The organism is Pseudomonas soli (assembly GCF_021283165.2).
GTDB lineage: Bacteria > Pseudomonadota > Gammaproteobacteria > Pseudomonadales > Pseudomonadaceae > Aquipseudomonas > Aquipseudomonas soli.
Genome location: NZ_CP128543.1, coordinates 4,790,324 through 4,805,981, shown reverse-complemented (window position 1 = coordinate 4,805,981; position 15,658 = coordinate 4,790,324). Strand labels below are relative to the sequence as shown.

At 63.6% G+C, this 15,658-nt stretch carries 13 protein-coding genes; 7 read left to right on the top strand and 6 right to left on the bottom strand.

The window, feature by feature from the left end; all coding sequences use genetic code 11:
- Positions 1–118: 118 nt before the first annotated feature.
- Positions 119–496: a response regulator gene (locus LU688_RS22170; protein WP_023630112.1), complete on the top strand. Its 378-nt coding sequence runs from the start codon at positions 119–121 to the stop codon at positions 494–496.
- Positions 497–634: 138 nt separating this feature from the next.
- Positions 635–916, top strand: coding sequence for a DUF3509 domain-containing protein (locus LU688_RS22165; RefSeq protein WP_031314914.1), 282 nt, complete (start codon positions 635–637; stop codon positions 914–916).
- 184 nt (positions 917–1,100) lie between these two features.
- Here the strand turns inward: LU688_RS22165 and LU688_RS22160 are convergent, their stop codons facing one another.
- Together LU688_RS22160 and LU688_RS22155 are read right to left on the bottom strand one after the other, a co-directional pair.
- Positions 1,101–1,979 (bottom strand): TIGR02285 family protein, encoded by an 879-nt coding sequence (locus LU688_RS22160; protein ID WP_023630114.1) that lies wholly within the window; start codon positions 1,977–1,979, stop codon positions 1,101–1,103.
- Positions 1,980–1,989: 10 nt separating this feature from the next.
- Positions 1,990–3,189 carry a CaiB/BaiF CoA transferase family protein gene (locus tag LU688_RS22155; RefSeq protein WP_094011648.1) on the bottom strand — a complete coding sequence of 400 codons (1,200 nt, stop codon included), beginning with the start codon at positions 3,187–3,189 and terminating at the stop codon, positions 1,990–1,992.
- 141 nt (positions 3,190–3,330) lie between these two features.
- Here LU688_RS22155 and LU688_RS22150 point away from each other — a divergent pair, with 141 nt between their 5' ends.
- Together LU688_RS22150 and recJ are read left to right on the top strand one after the other, a co-directional pair.
- Positions 3,331–3,873: a YaeQ family protein gene (locus LU688_RS22150; protein WP_038706702.1), complete on the top strand. Its 543-nt coding sequence runs from the start codon at positions 3,331–3,333 to the stop codon at positions 3,871–3,873.
- Positions 3,874–3,903: 30 nt separating this feature from the next.
- The gene (gene recJ / locus LU688_RS22145) at positions 3,904–5,613 is read left to right on the top strand and encodes a single-stranded-DNA-specific exonuclease RecJ (protein ID WP_094011647.1); all 1,710 of its coding nucleotides are present in this window, start codon (positions 3,904–3,906) and stop codon (positions 5,611–5,613) included.
- A gap of 801 nt (positions 5,614–6,414) precedes the next feature.
- Here recJ and LU688_RS22140 read toward each other — a convergent pair.
- Positions 6,415–7,056, bottom strand: a complete 642-nt coding sequence (locus LU688_RS22140; protein ID WP_038706700.1) for a TetR/AcrR family transcriptional regulator — start codon at positions 7,054–7,056, stop codon at positions 6,415–6,417.
- 172 nt (positions 7,057–7,228) lie between these two features.
- Here LU688_RS22140 and LU688_RS22135 point away from each other — a divergent pair, with 172 nt between their 5' ends.
- Entirely contained in the window at positions 7,229–8,329 is a 1,101-nt protein-coding gene (locus LU688_RS22135) for an efflux RND transporter periplasmic adaptor subunit (RefSeq protein WP_094011646.1), read from the top strand.
- A gap of 6 nt (positions 8,330–8,335) precedes the next feature.
- Positions 8,336–11,401, top strand: a complete 3,066-nt coding sequence (locus LU688_RS22130; protein WP_094011645.1) for an efflux RND transporter permease subunit — start codon at positions 8,336–8,338, stop codon at positions 11,399–11,401.
- 130 nt (positions 11,402–11,531) lie between these two features.
- On the opposite strand, the gene LU688_RS22125 is transcribed toward LU688_RS22130, so the two are convergent.
- Positions 11,532–12,218 carry a DUF4197 domain-containing protein gene (locus tag LU688_RS22125; protein ID WP_023631317.1) on the bottom strand — a complete coding sequence of 229 codons (687 nt, stop codon included), beginning with the start codon at positions 12,216–12,218 and terminating at the stop codon, positions 11,532–11,534.
- 64 nt (positions 12,219–12,282) lie between these two features.
- Positions 12,283–14,772: a glycerol-3-phosphate 1-O-acyltransferase PlsB gene (gene plsB, locus LU688_RS22120; RefSeq protein ID WP_094011644.1), complete on the bottom strand. Its 2,490-nt coding sequence runs from the start codon at positions 14,770–14,772 to the stop codon at positions 12,283–12,285.
- 228 nt (positions 14,773–15,000) lie between these two features.
- Between plsB and LU688_RS22115 the strand changes: the two genes are divergently transcribed.
- The gene (locus tag LU688_RS22115; protein ID WP_011535295.1) at positions 15,001–15,210 is read left to right on the top strand and encodes a cold-shock protein; all 210 of its coding nucleotides are present in this window, start codon (positions 15,001–15,003) and stop codon (positions 15,208–15,210) included.
- Between the two features lie 64 nt (positions 15,211–15,274).
- On the opposite strand, the gene LU688_RS22110 is transcribed toward LU688_RS22115, so the two are convergent.
- Complete coding sequence (locus tag LU688_RS22110; protein WP_023631318.1) at positions 15,275–15,652, bottom strand: hypothetical protein; 378 nt, start codon at positions 15,650–15,652, stop codon at positions 15,275–15,277.
- Between the last annotated feature and the right edge of the window lie 6 nt (positions 15,653–15,658).

Here is a 15,658-nt window from a genome sequence, read left to right as displayed (position 1 = left end):
TTTTGTGGGTGCACAACAGGCGCGAACGGCTTTCAGATCTTTCCCATGTAGTTCGATGGTTCCCCCTACTAAAGTGGCGTTCAAACCAACACCACACATGGCTCCAGGGGGGAAGCTCATGCATCAGCTGAATGTTCTTATCCACCAGGCTCGGCCCTACTATCAGATGCTGTTACATCAGGCCTTCAATGCCCAAGGTGTGTACAACGTCCGGCTCACCGATGATGTTCCAGCAGCGACGGCCCATATGGCGCGGCGACAGCAGTCCGTTGATGTGCTGGTGCTTGATCCGGCAATGCCAAGGCGCCATGCCCGTCGCCTGTTCAAGTATCTGGTGCAGGCTTCCTGTACGGGAGGCTTGTTATTTGTCGGCAGTGACGGCGCTGAGGGTATCGGCCTGGCGCTCGAGGCGCGCAAGCAGGGTTTGAAAGTCCTGGCCGAGTTGCCCTGGCCGATGTCCATGGTGGGCCTGGAACAGGCACTGGGGCGCCTGTAGCCTGCTTAACGGCAGCAGGGCGGGGGCAGAGTATCTAGGCTGTCATGTTTGCGGCGCATGCTCGTGATGACGGGCCAGGGCGAACTTTCCGTCGGCCCCGATGGTCAGTTTCCTTACCCTAACCAGCGAGTAATCCGGATGGAAAGAATCTGCAGACTGCTCAACGATGCCCTGACCCCTTACCAGGCCGAAATTGGGCCGGCCGATAGCCGTGGCCGCCGGCACCTGAGTGTTCTCGATGAACACGGTTTGTCGATTCTGCGGCGTACGGTCTGTGAGCGAGAGCTGGTGGAGCAGCAATTGCTGGTCGACCTGGTTGATGGCCTGCACCGTGACCTGCAAATTGCCGAAGGTCGCCTGCAGCCTTGTGTGATCGCCGCCTTGCAGCATCAGAAGCAAATACCCGGAACCTTTGCCTGACCGGGCCGTCAGACACAGCAAGGGCAGTTTGATGGTGCTTTGCTCCGGTACCATTCAGGCTGTCACGGGAAGTCCCAAGGGCTTTCGCTTGACCCCGGTCGCCCCCCCCCAGCGTCCGGGGTTTCTTTTGGCCTGAATTCACCCGCACCCGTGTAGGAGCCGTTACCGTCCCATGGACATCAACTCAGTGCGCAGGGGCTTCACCCTCTTCGAAGAAATGCCGGGCCTGGCCCAGGTAATCCTCCTGGAGTTCGGCATCCAGCCAGCGTGCATAGAGGCCCGGCAAGGTGTCGCGACGCAGCGCGGGCAGCAATTGGTCTATATGGTCGATCGCCTTGCGCCCCAGGGCAGTGTCCGAGCAACCCACATGGAGGAACTGGTAGCGGTTGACGCTACGAATGGGATAGAACCGGTAATCGTCCAGTGAGCCATTCTGCTGCTGGATCAGGTAACGCATCTCCGGCCAGTAGCCGAGCACCAGCTGCAGGCGCCCCAATTGCTGCATTTGCAGCAGGCTGGCCGTGGCATCGTTGCCGTAGTGACGGCTGAACGCGGTATCGGGCAGTTGCCGCAGGACTTCGTCGACCTGCGCGCTGTAGCTGCGTTCAGCGACGATCCCCAGTTTGAGGCGGGTTTCGGTAAGCAAGCGCTGCAGGTCCACCTGCTGCCCTTCCAGGTATGGGGTCAATAGCGCCTGGTCTTGCTTGCGCACGATCAGGCCACTGCTCAACACTCCTAGCGATGGCAGAGAGAAGTGCACATACCGGGCGCGCTCGGGCGTCCACAGCAGGGTCGGATCGCAGGTGAAACTGGGCTCCTGGAGCATCTGCAGGCCCCGGGCTCGATTGACCCGGATGATGCTGTGATCGTACTCGGGCATTCGGGTGATCAGCATCGGCAGCAGTTGGTCGATCACCCCCTGGCCCTTGGCCGGCCCTTCGAAGATGGTGAACGGCGGCAGGTCGCGCACCAGCCACAGCAGGCGCTCCCTGGCCTCTGCCGCCTGCCCCGCGAGTGAGGTCAGCGCCAGACAGAGGATGATGGGCAGATGACGAATACCCATGGGATGTCGATCAGACCGTACCGGCCGCGCGCAGGCGGGCAATGGCGGCTGAGTCGTAGCCCAGGCCGGCCAGCACCGTAGCCGTGTGTTCGCCCAGGGCAGGGCCGATCCATTCGGTCGAACCGGGGGTGTCTGACAGCTTGGGCACGATGCCCGGCATCTTGAATGGTTTGCCATCCGGCAGCCGGGCCTGGAGGAACATCTCGCGGGCGAGGAATTGCGGGTCGCTCAGCATGTCTTCGGCGGAGTAGATCCGGCTGGCCGGCACCTCGGCGTCCTTGAGCACCTGCATCACCGTGTCCAGCGGCAGGCCGTTGGCCCAGCGGTCGATAACGCCGTACAGCTCGTCGCGGCGGGCATCGCGACCATCATTGGTGGCCAGGGCGGCATCGTTGGCCAGGTCGTCACGACCGATAGCCTGCATGAAGCGCTTGAAGATCGCATCGCCATTGGCGCCAATCTGCACATGTCGGCCATCGGCGGTGGTGTGAATGCATGAAGGGGTGATACCCGGCATGATATTGCCGGTGCGCTCGCGGATGAAACCGAACACGTCGAATTCCGGCACCATGCTTTCCATCATGGCGAAGATCGCTTCGTACAGCGCCACATCCACGACTTGGCCGTCGCCACCGTTGATTTCACGATGACGCAGGGCCATCAGCGCGCCAATCACGCCCCAGAGGGCGGCAATGGAGTCGCCGATTGAAATCCCCGTGCGCACTGGCGGGCGATCCTCGAAACCGGTGATGTAGCGCAATCCGCCCATGGATTCGCCAACCGCGCCGAAGCCTGGCTGGTCCTTCATCGGGCCGGTCTGGCCGAAGCCTGACAGGCGCACCATGACCAGGCGCGGGTTGAGGGCATGCAGCACATCCCAGCCCAGCCCGAGTTTTTCCAGCACGCCCGGGCGGAAGTTCTCGATCAGGATGTCGGCCTCGGCCAGCAGGCGCTTGAGCACTTCGCGGCCTTCAGGATGCTTGAGGTTGAGGGTCAGTGATTGCTTGTTGCGCGCCTGGACGAACCACCATAGCGAGGTGCCCTCGTACAGCTTGCGCCATTTGCGCAGCGGATCACCGCCATCGGGCGACTCGACCTTGATCACCTCGGCACCGAACTCGGCGCAGATCCGCGAGGCGAACGGGCCGGCGATCAGGGTGCCGAGCTCGATGACTTTCAGGCCGGCGAGGGGTTTGCTGGGCGTTGTCATGGGGCATCCGTGGCGTCTGGGCGTGACGCAGGTTGTATCACAGCTCGGCGGCGGCAGGTATATCGGCATTGTCTGAACCGGCGCTGACGCCTGGGATCAGTTAGACTGTGCGCATTTCCCCCCGCAAGAAGCCTATTGCCCATGGCCCAGCCGTCCACCACCTACAAGTTCGAATTGAATCTGACCGACCTCGACCGCGGCGTGTACGAGAACGTCCGCCAGACCATCGCCCGCCACCCTTCGGAAACCGAAGAACGTATGGCCGTGCGCCTGCTGGGCTATGCCCTCTGGTACAACGAGCAGCTGTCCTTTGGCCGTGGCCTGTCGGACGTCGATGAGGCGGCACTGTGGGAAAAAAGCCTGGACGACCGGATCCTGCACTGGATCGAAGTCGGCCAGCCTGACGCCGACCGCCTGACCTGGTGCTCGCGGCGCACCGAGCGCACCAGCCTGCTGGCCTACGGCAGCCTGCGCGTGTGGGAGACCAAGGTGGTCGGCGCGGTCAAGGGCCTGAAGAACCTGAGCATTGCCGCCGTGCCGCAAGAAGTGCTGGAAACCCTCGCCACCGATATGCCGCGTACCATCAAGTGGGACGTGATGATCAGCGAAGGCACTGTGTTCGTCACCGACGACCGTGGCCAGCACGAAGTGCAGTTGCAATGGCTGCTTGGCGAGCGCGGCTGACCTGAAACAAAGCGGAATTGCGAAGACCCCATGCGTATCGAACCACGTCCCCTGCCGTCCCCCCTGCCGTTGCTGGGCAACCTGCCGCCCTTGCTGACCCGTCTGTACGCCGCCCGTGGCGTAGCGTCCGAGGCCGAGCTGGACAAGAGCCTGGCGCGCTTGCTGCCTTACCAGCAACTCAAGGGTATCGACGCGGCGGTGGAGCTGCTGGTCGAGGCGCTCGATCAGCGCCAGCGCATTCTCATCGTCGGCGATTTCGATGCCGACGGCGCCACCGCCAGCACGGTCGGCGTGCTGGGCTTGCGCTTGCTGGGTGCGGCCCATGTCGACTACCTGGTGCCCAACCGCTTCGAGTATGGCTACGGCCTGACCCCGGAGATCGTCGCGGTTGCGCTCGAGCGCCAGCCGCAATTGCTGATCACCGTGGACAACGGTATCTCCAGCGTCGATGGCGTGGCCGCGGCCAAGGCTGCCGGGCTCAAGGTGCTGGTCACCGACCACCACCTGCCGGGCGAGCAACTGCCGGCCGCCGACGCCATCGTCAATCCCAACCAGCCCGGTTGCGCGTTTCCGAGCAAGTCACTGGCCGGTGTCGGCGTGATCTTCTACGTGCTGATGGCCCTGCGTGCGCGGTTGCGCAGCCTGGGGCGCTACGAAACGCAGCCGCAGCCGAACATCGGCGAGCTGCTTGACCTGGTGGCACTGGGCAGCGTCGCCGACGTGGTACCACTGGATGCCAACAACCGCATCCTGGTGCATCAGGGGCTGGAGCGTATCCGCGCCGGTCGCGCCCGCCCGGGGCTCAAGGCCATCCTCGAAGTGGCGCGGCGCGACCACAAGCGCATCACTTCCACTGACCTTGGCTTCATCCTTGGCCCTCGGCTCAATGCCGCCGGGCGCCTGGACGACATGAGCCTGGGCATCGAATGCCTGTTGTGCGAAGACGCGGCGCTTGCGCTGGACATGGCCCAGCAACTGGATGGCCTGAACCAGGATCGCAAGTCCATCGAGCAGGGCATGCAGCGCGAGGCTTTGGCCCAGCTCAAGGATCTGCCGGTCGAGTCCATGCCTTATGGCTTGTGCCTGTTCGACGCCGACTGGCACCAGGGGGTGATCGGTATCCTCGCTTCGCGCCTTAAAGAGCGTTATCACCGCCCGACCATCGCCTTTGCCGATGCGGGAGAAGGGGTGCTGAAGGGCTCGGCGCGCTCGGTGCCGGGGTTCCATATCCGTGATGCGCTGGACGCCGTTGCGGCGCGGCATCCGAGCTTGATCAGCAAGTTCGGTGGGCATGCCATGGCGGCGGGGCTGTCCTTGCCGGCCGAGAATTTCCCTGCGTTTGCCGAGGCGTTCGACGACGAGGTGCGGCGCCAGTTGCGTGAGGAAGACCTGACCGGGCGGTTGTTGTCGGATGGCACGTTGGCGGTGGAGGAGTTTCACCTGGACCTGGCGCGGGCATTACGCAATGCCGGGCCCTGGGGGCAGCACTTTCCCGAGCCGTTGTTCCATGGGGTGTTCCAGCTGGTCGAACAGCGGGTCGTAGGGGAGCGGCATCTGAAAGTGGTGCTCAAGAGCGAGTGTGGGGCGGTGCGGTTGGATGGGATTGCCTTTGGGATTGACCGGGAGGTCTGGCCGAATCCTACAGTGCGGTGGGTGGAGTTGGCTTACAAGTTGGATGTGAATGAGTTTCGGGGGAATGAGAGTGTGCAGTTGATGATTGCGCATATGGAGGCGCGGTGATCTTTTGTTGGGGTTTTTGGGGGGTTGGGGGTTTTGGAGTTTTGGTTGTTTTGAAGTTGTATGCGCATTCATTTGCGATGGCGACGCATAGTCACCTTTCCGCCCTTACGGCGGCTTACTTTGGTCTTGGCCAAAGTAAGCAAAGCCGCTGCGCTCCATTCATCCGGCCCTCCGCTTCGCTCCGGGTTCCCTCACTCCGGCCTTGCTCCCGGGAGGACCGCGCTGAACGCCCCATCCTGGGGCGCAGCGCTTGACGGGCATCCATGCCCGTCACCTCCCTCCGCAAGACCTCCGTTCGGCCTCCTGAAGTCGCGAAGTTACGGGCGGCGCCTGCACTAACGCAGCTAGTCGCTAGTTGCCATCGTGGGAACTCTAGATCAACATCGCGGGGCAATGAAGAACAACATTACAACCACTAACAAAACCAACATATCTGCTCTTGATCTGCTCCTGATCTGCTTTTGATTTTGCTTCTAAGTGCGCGATAGTTCAGGCGCCACCAATTGCGACTTCAGGAGGCCGAGTGGAGTTCTTGCGTAGTGGGGCGACGGCCATGGATGGCCGTCGAGCGCTGCGCCCCAGGATGGGGCGTACAGCGCGGTACCCACGGGAGCAAGAACGGAGCGAGGGAACCCCGTAGCGAAGCGTAGGGGCCGCATGAACGGAGCCGAACGGTTTTGCCTACTTTTGTCAAGACAAAAGTAGGTCGCCGTAAAGGCGAAAGGGTGACTAAATGTCGACATCTTCTACGAATGCGCTCACAAAACCCAAAACAATCGCCCCGAACCCGAACCCGAACCCTTACCCCCGAAAAGCCCGAATAAAAACCCCCACCGCCTCCCGCACATGCGCCTCAGCCTCATCCCCCACCAGCGCCGGCGAGCACCCCAGCAGCAACCGATAATCCGGCGCCCCCTTCACCAGGCAGAAGAAATGCTCCGCCGCCTGCCACGGGTTATCGATCCGCAGCAGTCCCCGCTGATCGACACAACGCAGCAACGCCTCCATCCCGCTCATTACCCGCTTGGGCCCCGCCGCGTAGAAGTACTGACCAAAACCCGGATCCTGGCTGCCCAGGGCAAAGATCAGGCGGCTCAGCTTGACGGCCTCGTCGCTGCTGATCAAAGCCTGGAAGCCACGGGCAATGTTCAGCAGCACGTCTTCCACCGCCGCGCCTTCGGGATACTCGAACATCAGGTCAGGCAACTGGTTCTGGCAGGTGGCCATGACCGCCGCGCCGAACAGCGTCTGCTTGTCGGTGAAATGGCTGTAGACGGTGAGTTTTGAAACACCTGCCGCCGCCGCGACCGCATCCATGCTGGTGTTGGCATAGCCAAGGCTGAGGAACAGGTGCTTGGCAGCTTCGAGGATGGCCTCGCGCTTAGCCAGGTCCTTGGGCCGGCCGGGGCCGATGGGTGCGTCGTTGGACATGAGGGACCGCATTCTCTGTGAAAGGGGCACATCTTACCGGGTCCGCGGGCGGTCGGCTGCAGCGTACGTCGTATCACTAAAAAGGCATTTTCTCTGAAACGCCCGCTTCCCCGACCAGGTTCGCTAATTTAATATACTCATCAGTATAAATATTCAAAGCGCCCTCTGCCAAAGGTCATTCATCATGTTGCGTCGTGCATTGTCACTCGCCCTGCCGGCCGCCGCCGTGCTGCTGCTCACCGCCTGCGGCCAGGAGGCCGCGCCGCCCACCGCGCCGCGTCCGGCGTTGGTGGTTCAACCACAACCGGCTGGCGCCTCCGCCGACAGTTACCCCGGCGAGGTGCGGGCGCGCTTCGAACCTGACCTGGCGTTCCGTATCGGTGGCAAGGTCAGCAAACGCCTGGTGGAGGAGGGGCAGCGGGTCAAGGCCGAGCAGCCGCTGGCCGAACTCGATCCCCAGGACGTACGCCTGCAACTGGAAGCCAACCGCGCTCAGCTGGCGGCGGCCGAGGCCAACCTGGCGCTGGTGCTCGCCGAGCGCGATCGCTACCAGAAACTGCTGCATCGGCAAATGGTCAGCCACTCTCAGTTCGACAATGCCGAGAACCTCTATCGCGCCGGCATGGCCCGTCTGAAGCAAGCCAAGGCCGAGTACGAGGTAGCGGGTAACCAGGCCGAGTATGCCGTGTTGCGCGCCCCTCAGGCCGGCGTGATTGCCAAGCGCCAGGTCGAAGTGGGGCAGGTGGTGGCGGCAGGGCAAACCGTCTTCACGCTGGCCGCCGATGGTGAGCGCGAAGTGGCCATAGGCCTCCCAGAGCAGCAGTTCGCCCGCTTTGCCGTAGGGCAGGTAGTCAGCGTTGAACTTTGGTCGCACCCGAACCGGCGCTTCGAAGGGCGTATTCGCGAGCTCTCCCCGGCGGCGGACCCCCGTTCGCGCACCTTCGCCGCGCGCATCGCCTTTACCTCCAACGCCACCCCGGCCGAACTGGGTCAGAGCGCACGGGTGTTCATCGACCATGGCGAACGCTCGCCGCTGGCGGTGCCGCTGTCGGCGGTGACCGCCGAAGCGGGGCAGGCCTATGTCTGGCGGATCGGCCAGGATAACCGCCTGGAACGCGTCCCCGTGCGCCTCGGCGCTTATGGCGCGGACAGCGTGCCGGTGCTCGAAGGCCTGCAGGCCGGCGACTGGGTGGTTGCCGCCGGTGGCCACGTGCTGCGCGAGGGGCAACAAGTGCGGCCTGTGGACCGCAGCAACCGTGAAGTGAACCTGGCGGCCAAGGAGTAAGTCCCGATGGGTTTCAACCTTTCCGCCTGGGCGCTGCGCAACCGCCAGATCGTGTTGTTCCTGATGATACTGCTGGCAGCAATTGGCGCCATTTCCTACACCAAGCTCGGACAGAGCGAGGACCCTCCGTTCACCTTCAAGGCCATGGTCATCCGGACCCTTTGGCCGGGCGCGACCGCCGAGGAGGTCGCCCGCCAGGTCACCGAGCGTATCGAAAAGAAACTGATGGAGACTGGCGAGTACGAGCGGATCGTCTCGTTCTCCAGGCCCGGCGAGTCCCAGGTCACCTTCATGGCCCGCGATTCGATGCATTCGGCGCACATCCCCGAGTTGTGGTACCAGATCCGCAAGAAAGTCGCGGATATCAAGCACACCCTGCCCCCCGAAGCGCAGGGGCCATTCTTCAATGACGAGTTCGGCACCACCTTCGGCAATATCTACGCCCTGACCGGTGCCGGCTTCGACTATGCGGTGCTCAAGGACTACGCCGACCGTATCCAGATCCAGCTGCAGCGGGTCAAGGACGTGGGCAAGGTGGAGCTCATCGGCCTGCAGGACGAAAAGATCTGGATCGAACTGTCCAACGTCAAGCTGGCCACGCTCGGGGTGCCGCTCGCCGCCGTGCAGCAGGCACTGCGCGAGCAGAACGCGGTGAGTACCGCGGGCTTCTTCGAAACCCCCAGCGAGCGCCTGCAACTGCGGGTCAGTGGGCGCTTCGACAGCGTCGAACAGATTCGCCAGTTCCCTATCCGCATCGGTGACCGCACCTTCCGCATCGGTGATGTCGCCGAAGTACAGCGCGGTTTCAACGACCCACCCGCGCCGCGCATGCGCTTCATGGGCGAGGACGCCATCGGGCTGGCGGTATCGATGAAGGACGGCGGCGACATCCTGGTGCTCGGCAAGGCCCTGGAAGGCGAGTTCGCCCGCCTCGCGCAGAGCCTGCCGGCGGGCATGGAGCTGCGCAAGGTGTCCGACCAGCCGGCGGCGGTGAAGGCCGGGGTTGGTGAGTTCGTTCAGGTGCTGGTTGAGGCCTTGGTCATTGTCCTGCTGGTGAGCTTCTTCTCGCTCGGCCTGCGCACCGGCCTGGTGGTGGCTCTGGCGATCCCGCTGGTGCTGGCCATGACCTTCGCTGCCATGCACTACTTCGGCATCGGCCTGCACAAGATCTCGCTGGGGGCGCTGGTGCTGGCCCTGGGCCTGCTGGTCGACGACGCGATCATCGCGGTGGAGATGATGGCGATCAAGATGGAACAGGGCTACGACCGGCTCAAGGCGGCGAGCTATGCCTGGACCAGCACGGCGTTCCCGATGCTCACCGGCACCCTGATCACCGCCGCAGGCTTCCTGCCGATTGCCACGGCGGCTTCGGGTACAGGGGAATACACCCGTTCGATCTTCCAGGTGGTGACCATCGCCCTGCTGACCTCCTGGGTTGCCGCAGTGGTATTCGTGCCCTACCTGGGCGAGCGCCTGCTGCCGGACCTGGCCAAGCTCCACGCGGCCCGCCGCGGCGCTGACGGGCACGCCCCCGACCCCTATGCGACGCCGTTCTACCAGCGTGTCCGGCGTGTAGTGGAATGGTGCGTGCGGCGGCGCAAGACGGTGATCGTGCTGACCATCGCCGCGTTCGTCGGTAGCATCCTGCTGTTCCGCTTCGTACCGCAGCAGTTCTTCCCCGCGTCCGGGCGGCCGGAACTGATGGTCGATCTTAAGCTGACCGAAGGCGCTTCGCTGAACAACACCGCCGAGCGGGTCAAGCAATTGGAGGCGCTCCTCAAGCAGCAGGACGGTATCGCCAACTATGTTGCCTATGTCGGCACCGGTTCGCCGCGTTTCTACCTGCCGCTGGACCAGCAACTGCCTGCGGCGAGCTTTGCCCAGTTCGTGGTGCTGGCCAAGTCGCTGGAGGACCGTGAACGCCTGCGCAGCTGGTTGATCGGCACCCTGGACCAGCAGTTCCCCGACTTGCGCTCACGGGTCACGCGCCTGGAAAACGGCCCGCCCGTAGGCTATCCGGTGCAGTTCCGTGTCACCGGCGAACACATCGAGAAGGTTCGCGCCCTGGCCCGCGAGGTGGCGGCCAAGGTGCGCGAGAACCCGCATGTGGTCAACGTGCACCTGGACTGGGAAGAACCGAGCAAGGCGGTGTACCTGGACATCGACCAGGACCGTGCCCGGGCGCTGGGCGTGAGCACCGCGCACCTGTCGAGCTTCCTGCAGAGTTCACTGACCGGCAGCAACGTCAGCCAGTACCGCGAAGACAACGAGCTGATCGAGATTCTCCTGCGTGGTACGCCAGAGGAGCGCCGTGAGCTGGGCAACCTGGGCAGTCTGGCGGTGCCCACCGACAACGGCCAGAGCGTGGCCCTGTCGCAGGTGGCGACCCTGGAGTACGGCTTCGAGGAAGGTATCATCTGGCACCGTAACCGCCTGCCCACGGTCACCGTGCGCGCCGATATCTACGACAAGGAACAGCCGGCGACCTTGGTCAAGCAGATCCAGCCGACGCTGGCGCAGATCAAGGACGAGCTGCCTGATGGCTACTTGCTCGAGGTGGGCGGGACGGTGGAAGACTCCGAGCGTGGCCAGCGTTCAGTGAACGCCGGGATGCCACTGTTCATCGTGGTGGTGCTGAGCCTGCTGATGATCCAGCTGCGCAGTTTCTCGCGGATGTTCATGGTGTTCCTCACCGCGCCCCTCGGGCTGATCGGCGTGACCCTGTTCCTGCTGGTGTTTCGCCAGCCATTCGGCTTCGTCGCCATGTTAGGGACCATCGCCCTGGCCGGCATGATCATGCGCAACTCGGTGATTCTGGTGGACCAGATCGAACAGGATATCGCCGCGGGGATGGAGCGTTGGCAGGCGATCATCGAGGCCACGGTGCGACGCTTCCGGCCAATCGTGCTGACCGCGCTGGCGGCGGTGCTGGCTATGATTCCGTTGTCGAGGAGTGTGTTCTACGGGCCGATGGCGGTAGCGATCATGGGCGGGTTGATCGTCGCCACGGTGCTGACCCTGCTGTTCCTGCCGGCGTTGTATGCGGCGTGGTTCAGGGTCAAGAAAAACTGAGGAACGAGCGGGAGGGCTTTGCCCTCCTATCGCCGGCAAGCCGGCTCCCACACGAGTTGCGCAGTACCTGTGGGAGCTGGCTTGCCAGCGATAGGGCTGCACAGCAGCCCCACCGGTTTTCAGCTCGACATCACAGCGCGCCGAACACCTTCTTGGCAAGGCTGGTGGCCGCACCGGCCGGGTTCTGGCGAATGCTTTCTTCCTGCTTGCCGATCATTTCGAACAAGCCGTCCAGCGCCTTCTCGGTCACATAGTTCTCGATATTGGCGTCATCCTTGATCAGGCCCAGGCCTTTGGCCTGCCCTGCAAAGCTGTTGTACTGCTGGGCCAGGCCGACCTTGTCGGTGGCCTGCTTGACGATCGGCAGGAACTTGGCGCGGATCTGCTCGCGGCTGCTCTTGTTCAGGTACTGGGTGGCCGAGTCCTGGCCGCCGCTGAGGATGCCCTTGGCGTCGGTCACGGTCATCTTCTTCACCGCGTCCACCAGAATCGCCTGGGCTTGCGGCACGGCAGCCTCGGCGGCCTTGTTCATGCTAGTTTCCAGGGCATCGACCTGGTCACCCTTGCCGAACATCTTCATGGCTTTGGCCGCTTTGCCGAGGTTGCCCGGCAGCTCGATGCGCACGTCCGGGTTGTTGCTGAAGCCGCCGGGGGTGCTCAGTTGCTTGACGGCGATCTGCGCGCCTTGGGTAAGGGCGTCCTTCAGGCCGCCGGAGGCGTCGCTCTGGGACAGGTCACCGAGCGACAGGGCCAGGGCGCTGGCCGACAACAGCAGGCCGGCGCACAGAGTGGTGAAGCGCAGGGAGGAGCGGATCATGGGGCTTTCCTTATGAGCAGAGTGGAGCAGGTTCAGCGTATCGTTTAGTCCGTGATCGGGCCAGTCAGGCAGTCGCCGCGGGTTCCGCTGTTTCATCGCGGTGCAAGGCCACCTGGCGGATCGACAGGCGCAGCTCGGCCGACAGCACGCGCTTGGCCACGCCTTCGGCCAGCTCGGCGAGCTTGTCGTGGTAGCCCAGCTTGCCGGCGCTGTCGGGGCGCAAGACCCCTTCACGTACCAGCGTCTGGATGAAGTGGCGGAACAAGGTCTTGTCGAAGAACTCGGGCGCATTCAAGCCATGCAGGATCGACAGGCGCTGGGCCATCATCACGCACAGCTCCTCCAGTTCTTCGGCGTTCAGCGTGTGCTGGCCGCTGTTGAGCAGCAGCGAAGTGGCCATGTAGAAGCGCTGCAGGGTCTGGGTGATGGTACGGGCCAGCAGCGTCAGCAGCACGAACTGCCGCGAGCTGGGCGCGGGGCGCATGTAGATGTCTTGTTCCTTGCGCAGCAGCCCCTGTTCGACCAGCGCCGCCAGCCACTGGTCGATCACCTCGTCCAGTTGCTCGGGCGTCCAGCGCAGGAACAGTTCGGCCTGCAGGTACGGATACAGCGCCCGCACGTACTGGCCCAGCAGTTCGCGGCTCATGCGCGAGCTGCTGAGGAAGAAGCTCGCCAGCAGCCCCGGCAGGGCGAAGATGTGCAGCACGTTGTTGCGGTAGTAAGTCATCAGTACCGCGTTGGCTTCGTCCAGATAGAGGATGCGACCCAGCGCATCCTTCTGCTCAGCCAGCAGGTCCATGCCCAGTACGTGCTCGATAAGTGTCTTGCCGTCACCCTCGGGCAGGGTGGTGTGCGGCGAGTAGGGCACCTGGCGCAGCAGGGCCAGGTACAGGTCGAGCACGCGGGTCAGGGCGCGTTCGTCCAGGGCCAGGCGGCTGGTCGACAGCAGGGCCAGCGCCACCAGGTTGACCGGATTGATTGCCGCGGCCTCGTTGAGGTGGCGGGCAACCGTTTCGCCCAGGCGCGTGGTGGTCTCGTTGAGCCAGTCCGGGCGGAACTGCGGGGCCAGCGCCTGTTCGCGCCAGCCGGGTTGCTGCTGGTCGAGGAAGCTGTTCAGGCGGATTGGCTCGCCGAAGTTGACGTACACCTGGCCGAAGCGCTGCTTGAGCGCGCCGATAACCTTGAAGATGTCGAATATCGATTCCTTCTTCTTGCTGGCGCCGCGCAGCTCGCCCAGGTAGGTGCGGCCTTCGAGCACCCGCTCGTAGCCGATGTACACCGGCACGAAGACGATCGGCGTGCGCGAGGAGCGCAGGAAGCTGCGCAGGGTGATCGCCAGCATGCCGGTGCGCGGTTGCAGCATGCGCCCGGTGCGCGAGCGCCCGCCTTCGACGAAGTACTCCACCGGGAAACCCTTGGTGAACAGGGTGTGCAGGTATTCGTTGAACACGGCGGTGTACAGCGGGTTGCCCTTGAACGTGCGGCGCATGAAGAACGCCCCGCCGCGGCGCAGCAGGCCGCCGATCACCGGCATGTTGAGGTTGATGCCGGCAGCGATGTGTGGCGGCGTCAGGCCGTTGCGGAACAGCAGGTAGGACAGCAGCAGGTAGTCGATATGGCTGCGGTGGCAGGGCACGTAGATCACTTCATGGCCGGGGGCGATGCCTTGCACCTGCTCGATGTGGTTGACCTTGATGCCGTCGTAGATCTTGTTCCAGAACCAGCTCAGCACCACTTCGAGGAAGCGGATCGCGGTGTAGGTGTAGTCCGAGGCGATCTCGTTGCCATAGTACAGCGCCTTGGCCTCGGCCTTGGCGTAGGGGATCTTCTCGCGGTCGGCCTCGTCGCTGATCGCCTGGCGCACCAGCGGATCGTGCACCAGCCCTTTGACCAGGTTGCGACGGTGCGAGATGTCCGGCCCGATGACCGCGGTCTTCAGGTTGCGAAAGTGCACGCGCATCATGCGTTGGGCCATGCGCACGGTGCGCTCATGGCCCTTGTTGTGCTGCACCAGCTCGCGCAGGTGGATCGGCGCGGAGAACTGCACCCGGGTCTTGCGCCCGAGGATCAGCACGCTGAGCAGGCGGCGCAGGCGGCCGGTGACCGCCCAGCTGTCGGCGAAAAGCAGCTTCCACGGGCTCGACTCGCTGGCTGGGGTCTGACCCCAGAACACGCTGACCGGGATGATCTGTGCGTCTTCCTCGGCATGCTGGCTGATTGCCGCGACCAGGCGCTCGAGGGTGGGCGGCGCGCCGCGTTTGTCTTGCCGGCCGAGCCAGTCAGGGTCGGGGGTCAGGTAGAAGAACGCCGCGGGCTCCTGCAGCGGGCCGACGGCCACCGGCAGTACCGGGCGCGGCAGCCCTGCTTTGGTGCACTCGTGGTCGACCACGGCCAGGTCGGTGAGCGACGGCGAGGAGAGGGCATAGAACACCGGTCGGCTGCGGTCAAGCTTGAGCGTCAGCGAGGACTGGTTGATGGTTTCGGAGCGCACCCACAGGTAGAGAACGCGACGCAGGGCGCCGAAGATGAGGCGGCGCAGGGGAGAACGGGTCATGGGGTGGGCCCTGGGTGGAAGTAACAGTGTTTTTTCAGCACGTTAGTCTGCCGTATCTGCGTAAGTTCAGCAAAATTCCGCCATAAATGCCCCTGTCATGAATTTTTTTTGTTCCCTGTCATATACTCGGCCTGCCGCTTGCAGGATATTCGTGCAAGCTGCGTCGGCGCGGGCGGTGAGCCCATGCCAGCAAGGCGATCTTCAAAATAAAAATCCGGAGTAGTTCAGATGTCGTCTCGTGAGACTGGGAATGTGAAGTGGTTCAACGATGCCAAGGGTTATGGCTTCATTCAGCGCGAAGGTGGTGCGGACGTGTTCGTCCACTATCGGGCTATCCGCGGTGAGGGGCATCGCACCCTGGTCGAGGGACAGCAGGTGGAGTACGCACTCGTGCAGGGCCAGAAAGGCCTGCAGGCAGAGGATGTAGTCGGGCTCTGAGCCTTCCGGCTGCACGCTCAAGCTGCAAGTTGTCCGTGGAACTTGCAGCCTGATGCGAACGGCCTCAGCTGGTACGCCAGGTGATTTCCTCTTCACCGTCGGCGCTGATGCGGATCCAGCGATCGGCATCTTCTTCCCCGTCTTCTTCCGCCCAGCTACCTGGCGCGCAACGCACTTCGACGTTCAGCGCAGCGAATGCCGCACGGGCGCAGGCGATGTCGTCGGCCCAGGGTGTCTGGTCGCTTTCCAGGTACAGGCTGTTCCATTTCCCCACAGCTTTCGGTAACCAGGTGACCGGGATGTTACCGGCCGTGCACTTGAAGGTCTGGCCTTTCTGCTTCCATTCGCTGCACGGGCCAAGGGCCTGGGTCAGCCAGTCGGCGATCTGCTTGTGATCGACCTCGGCGTCCTTGAGGTAGATCTCGATATCGGGTTGACGCATGGGAAG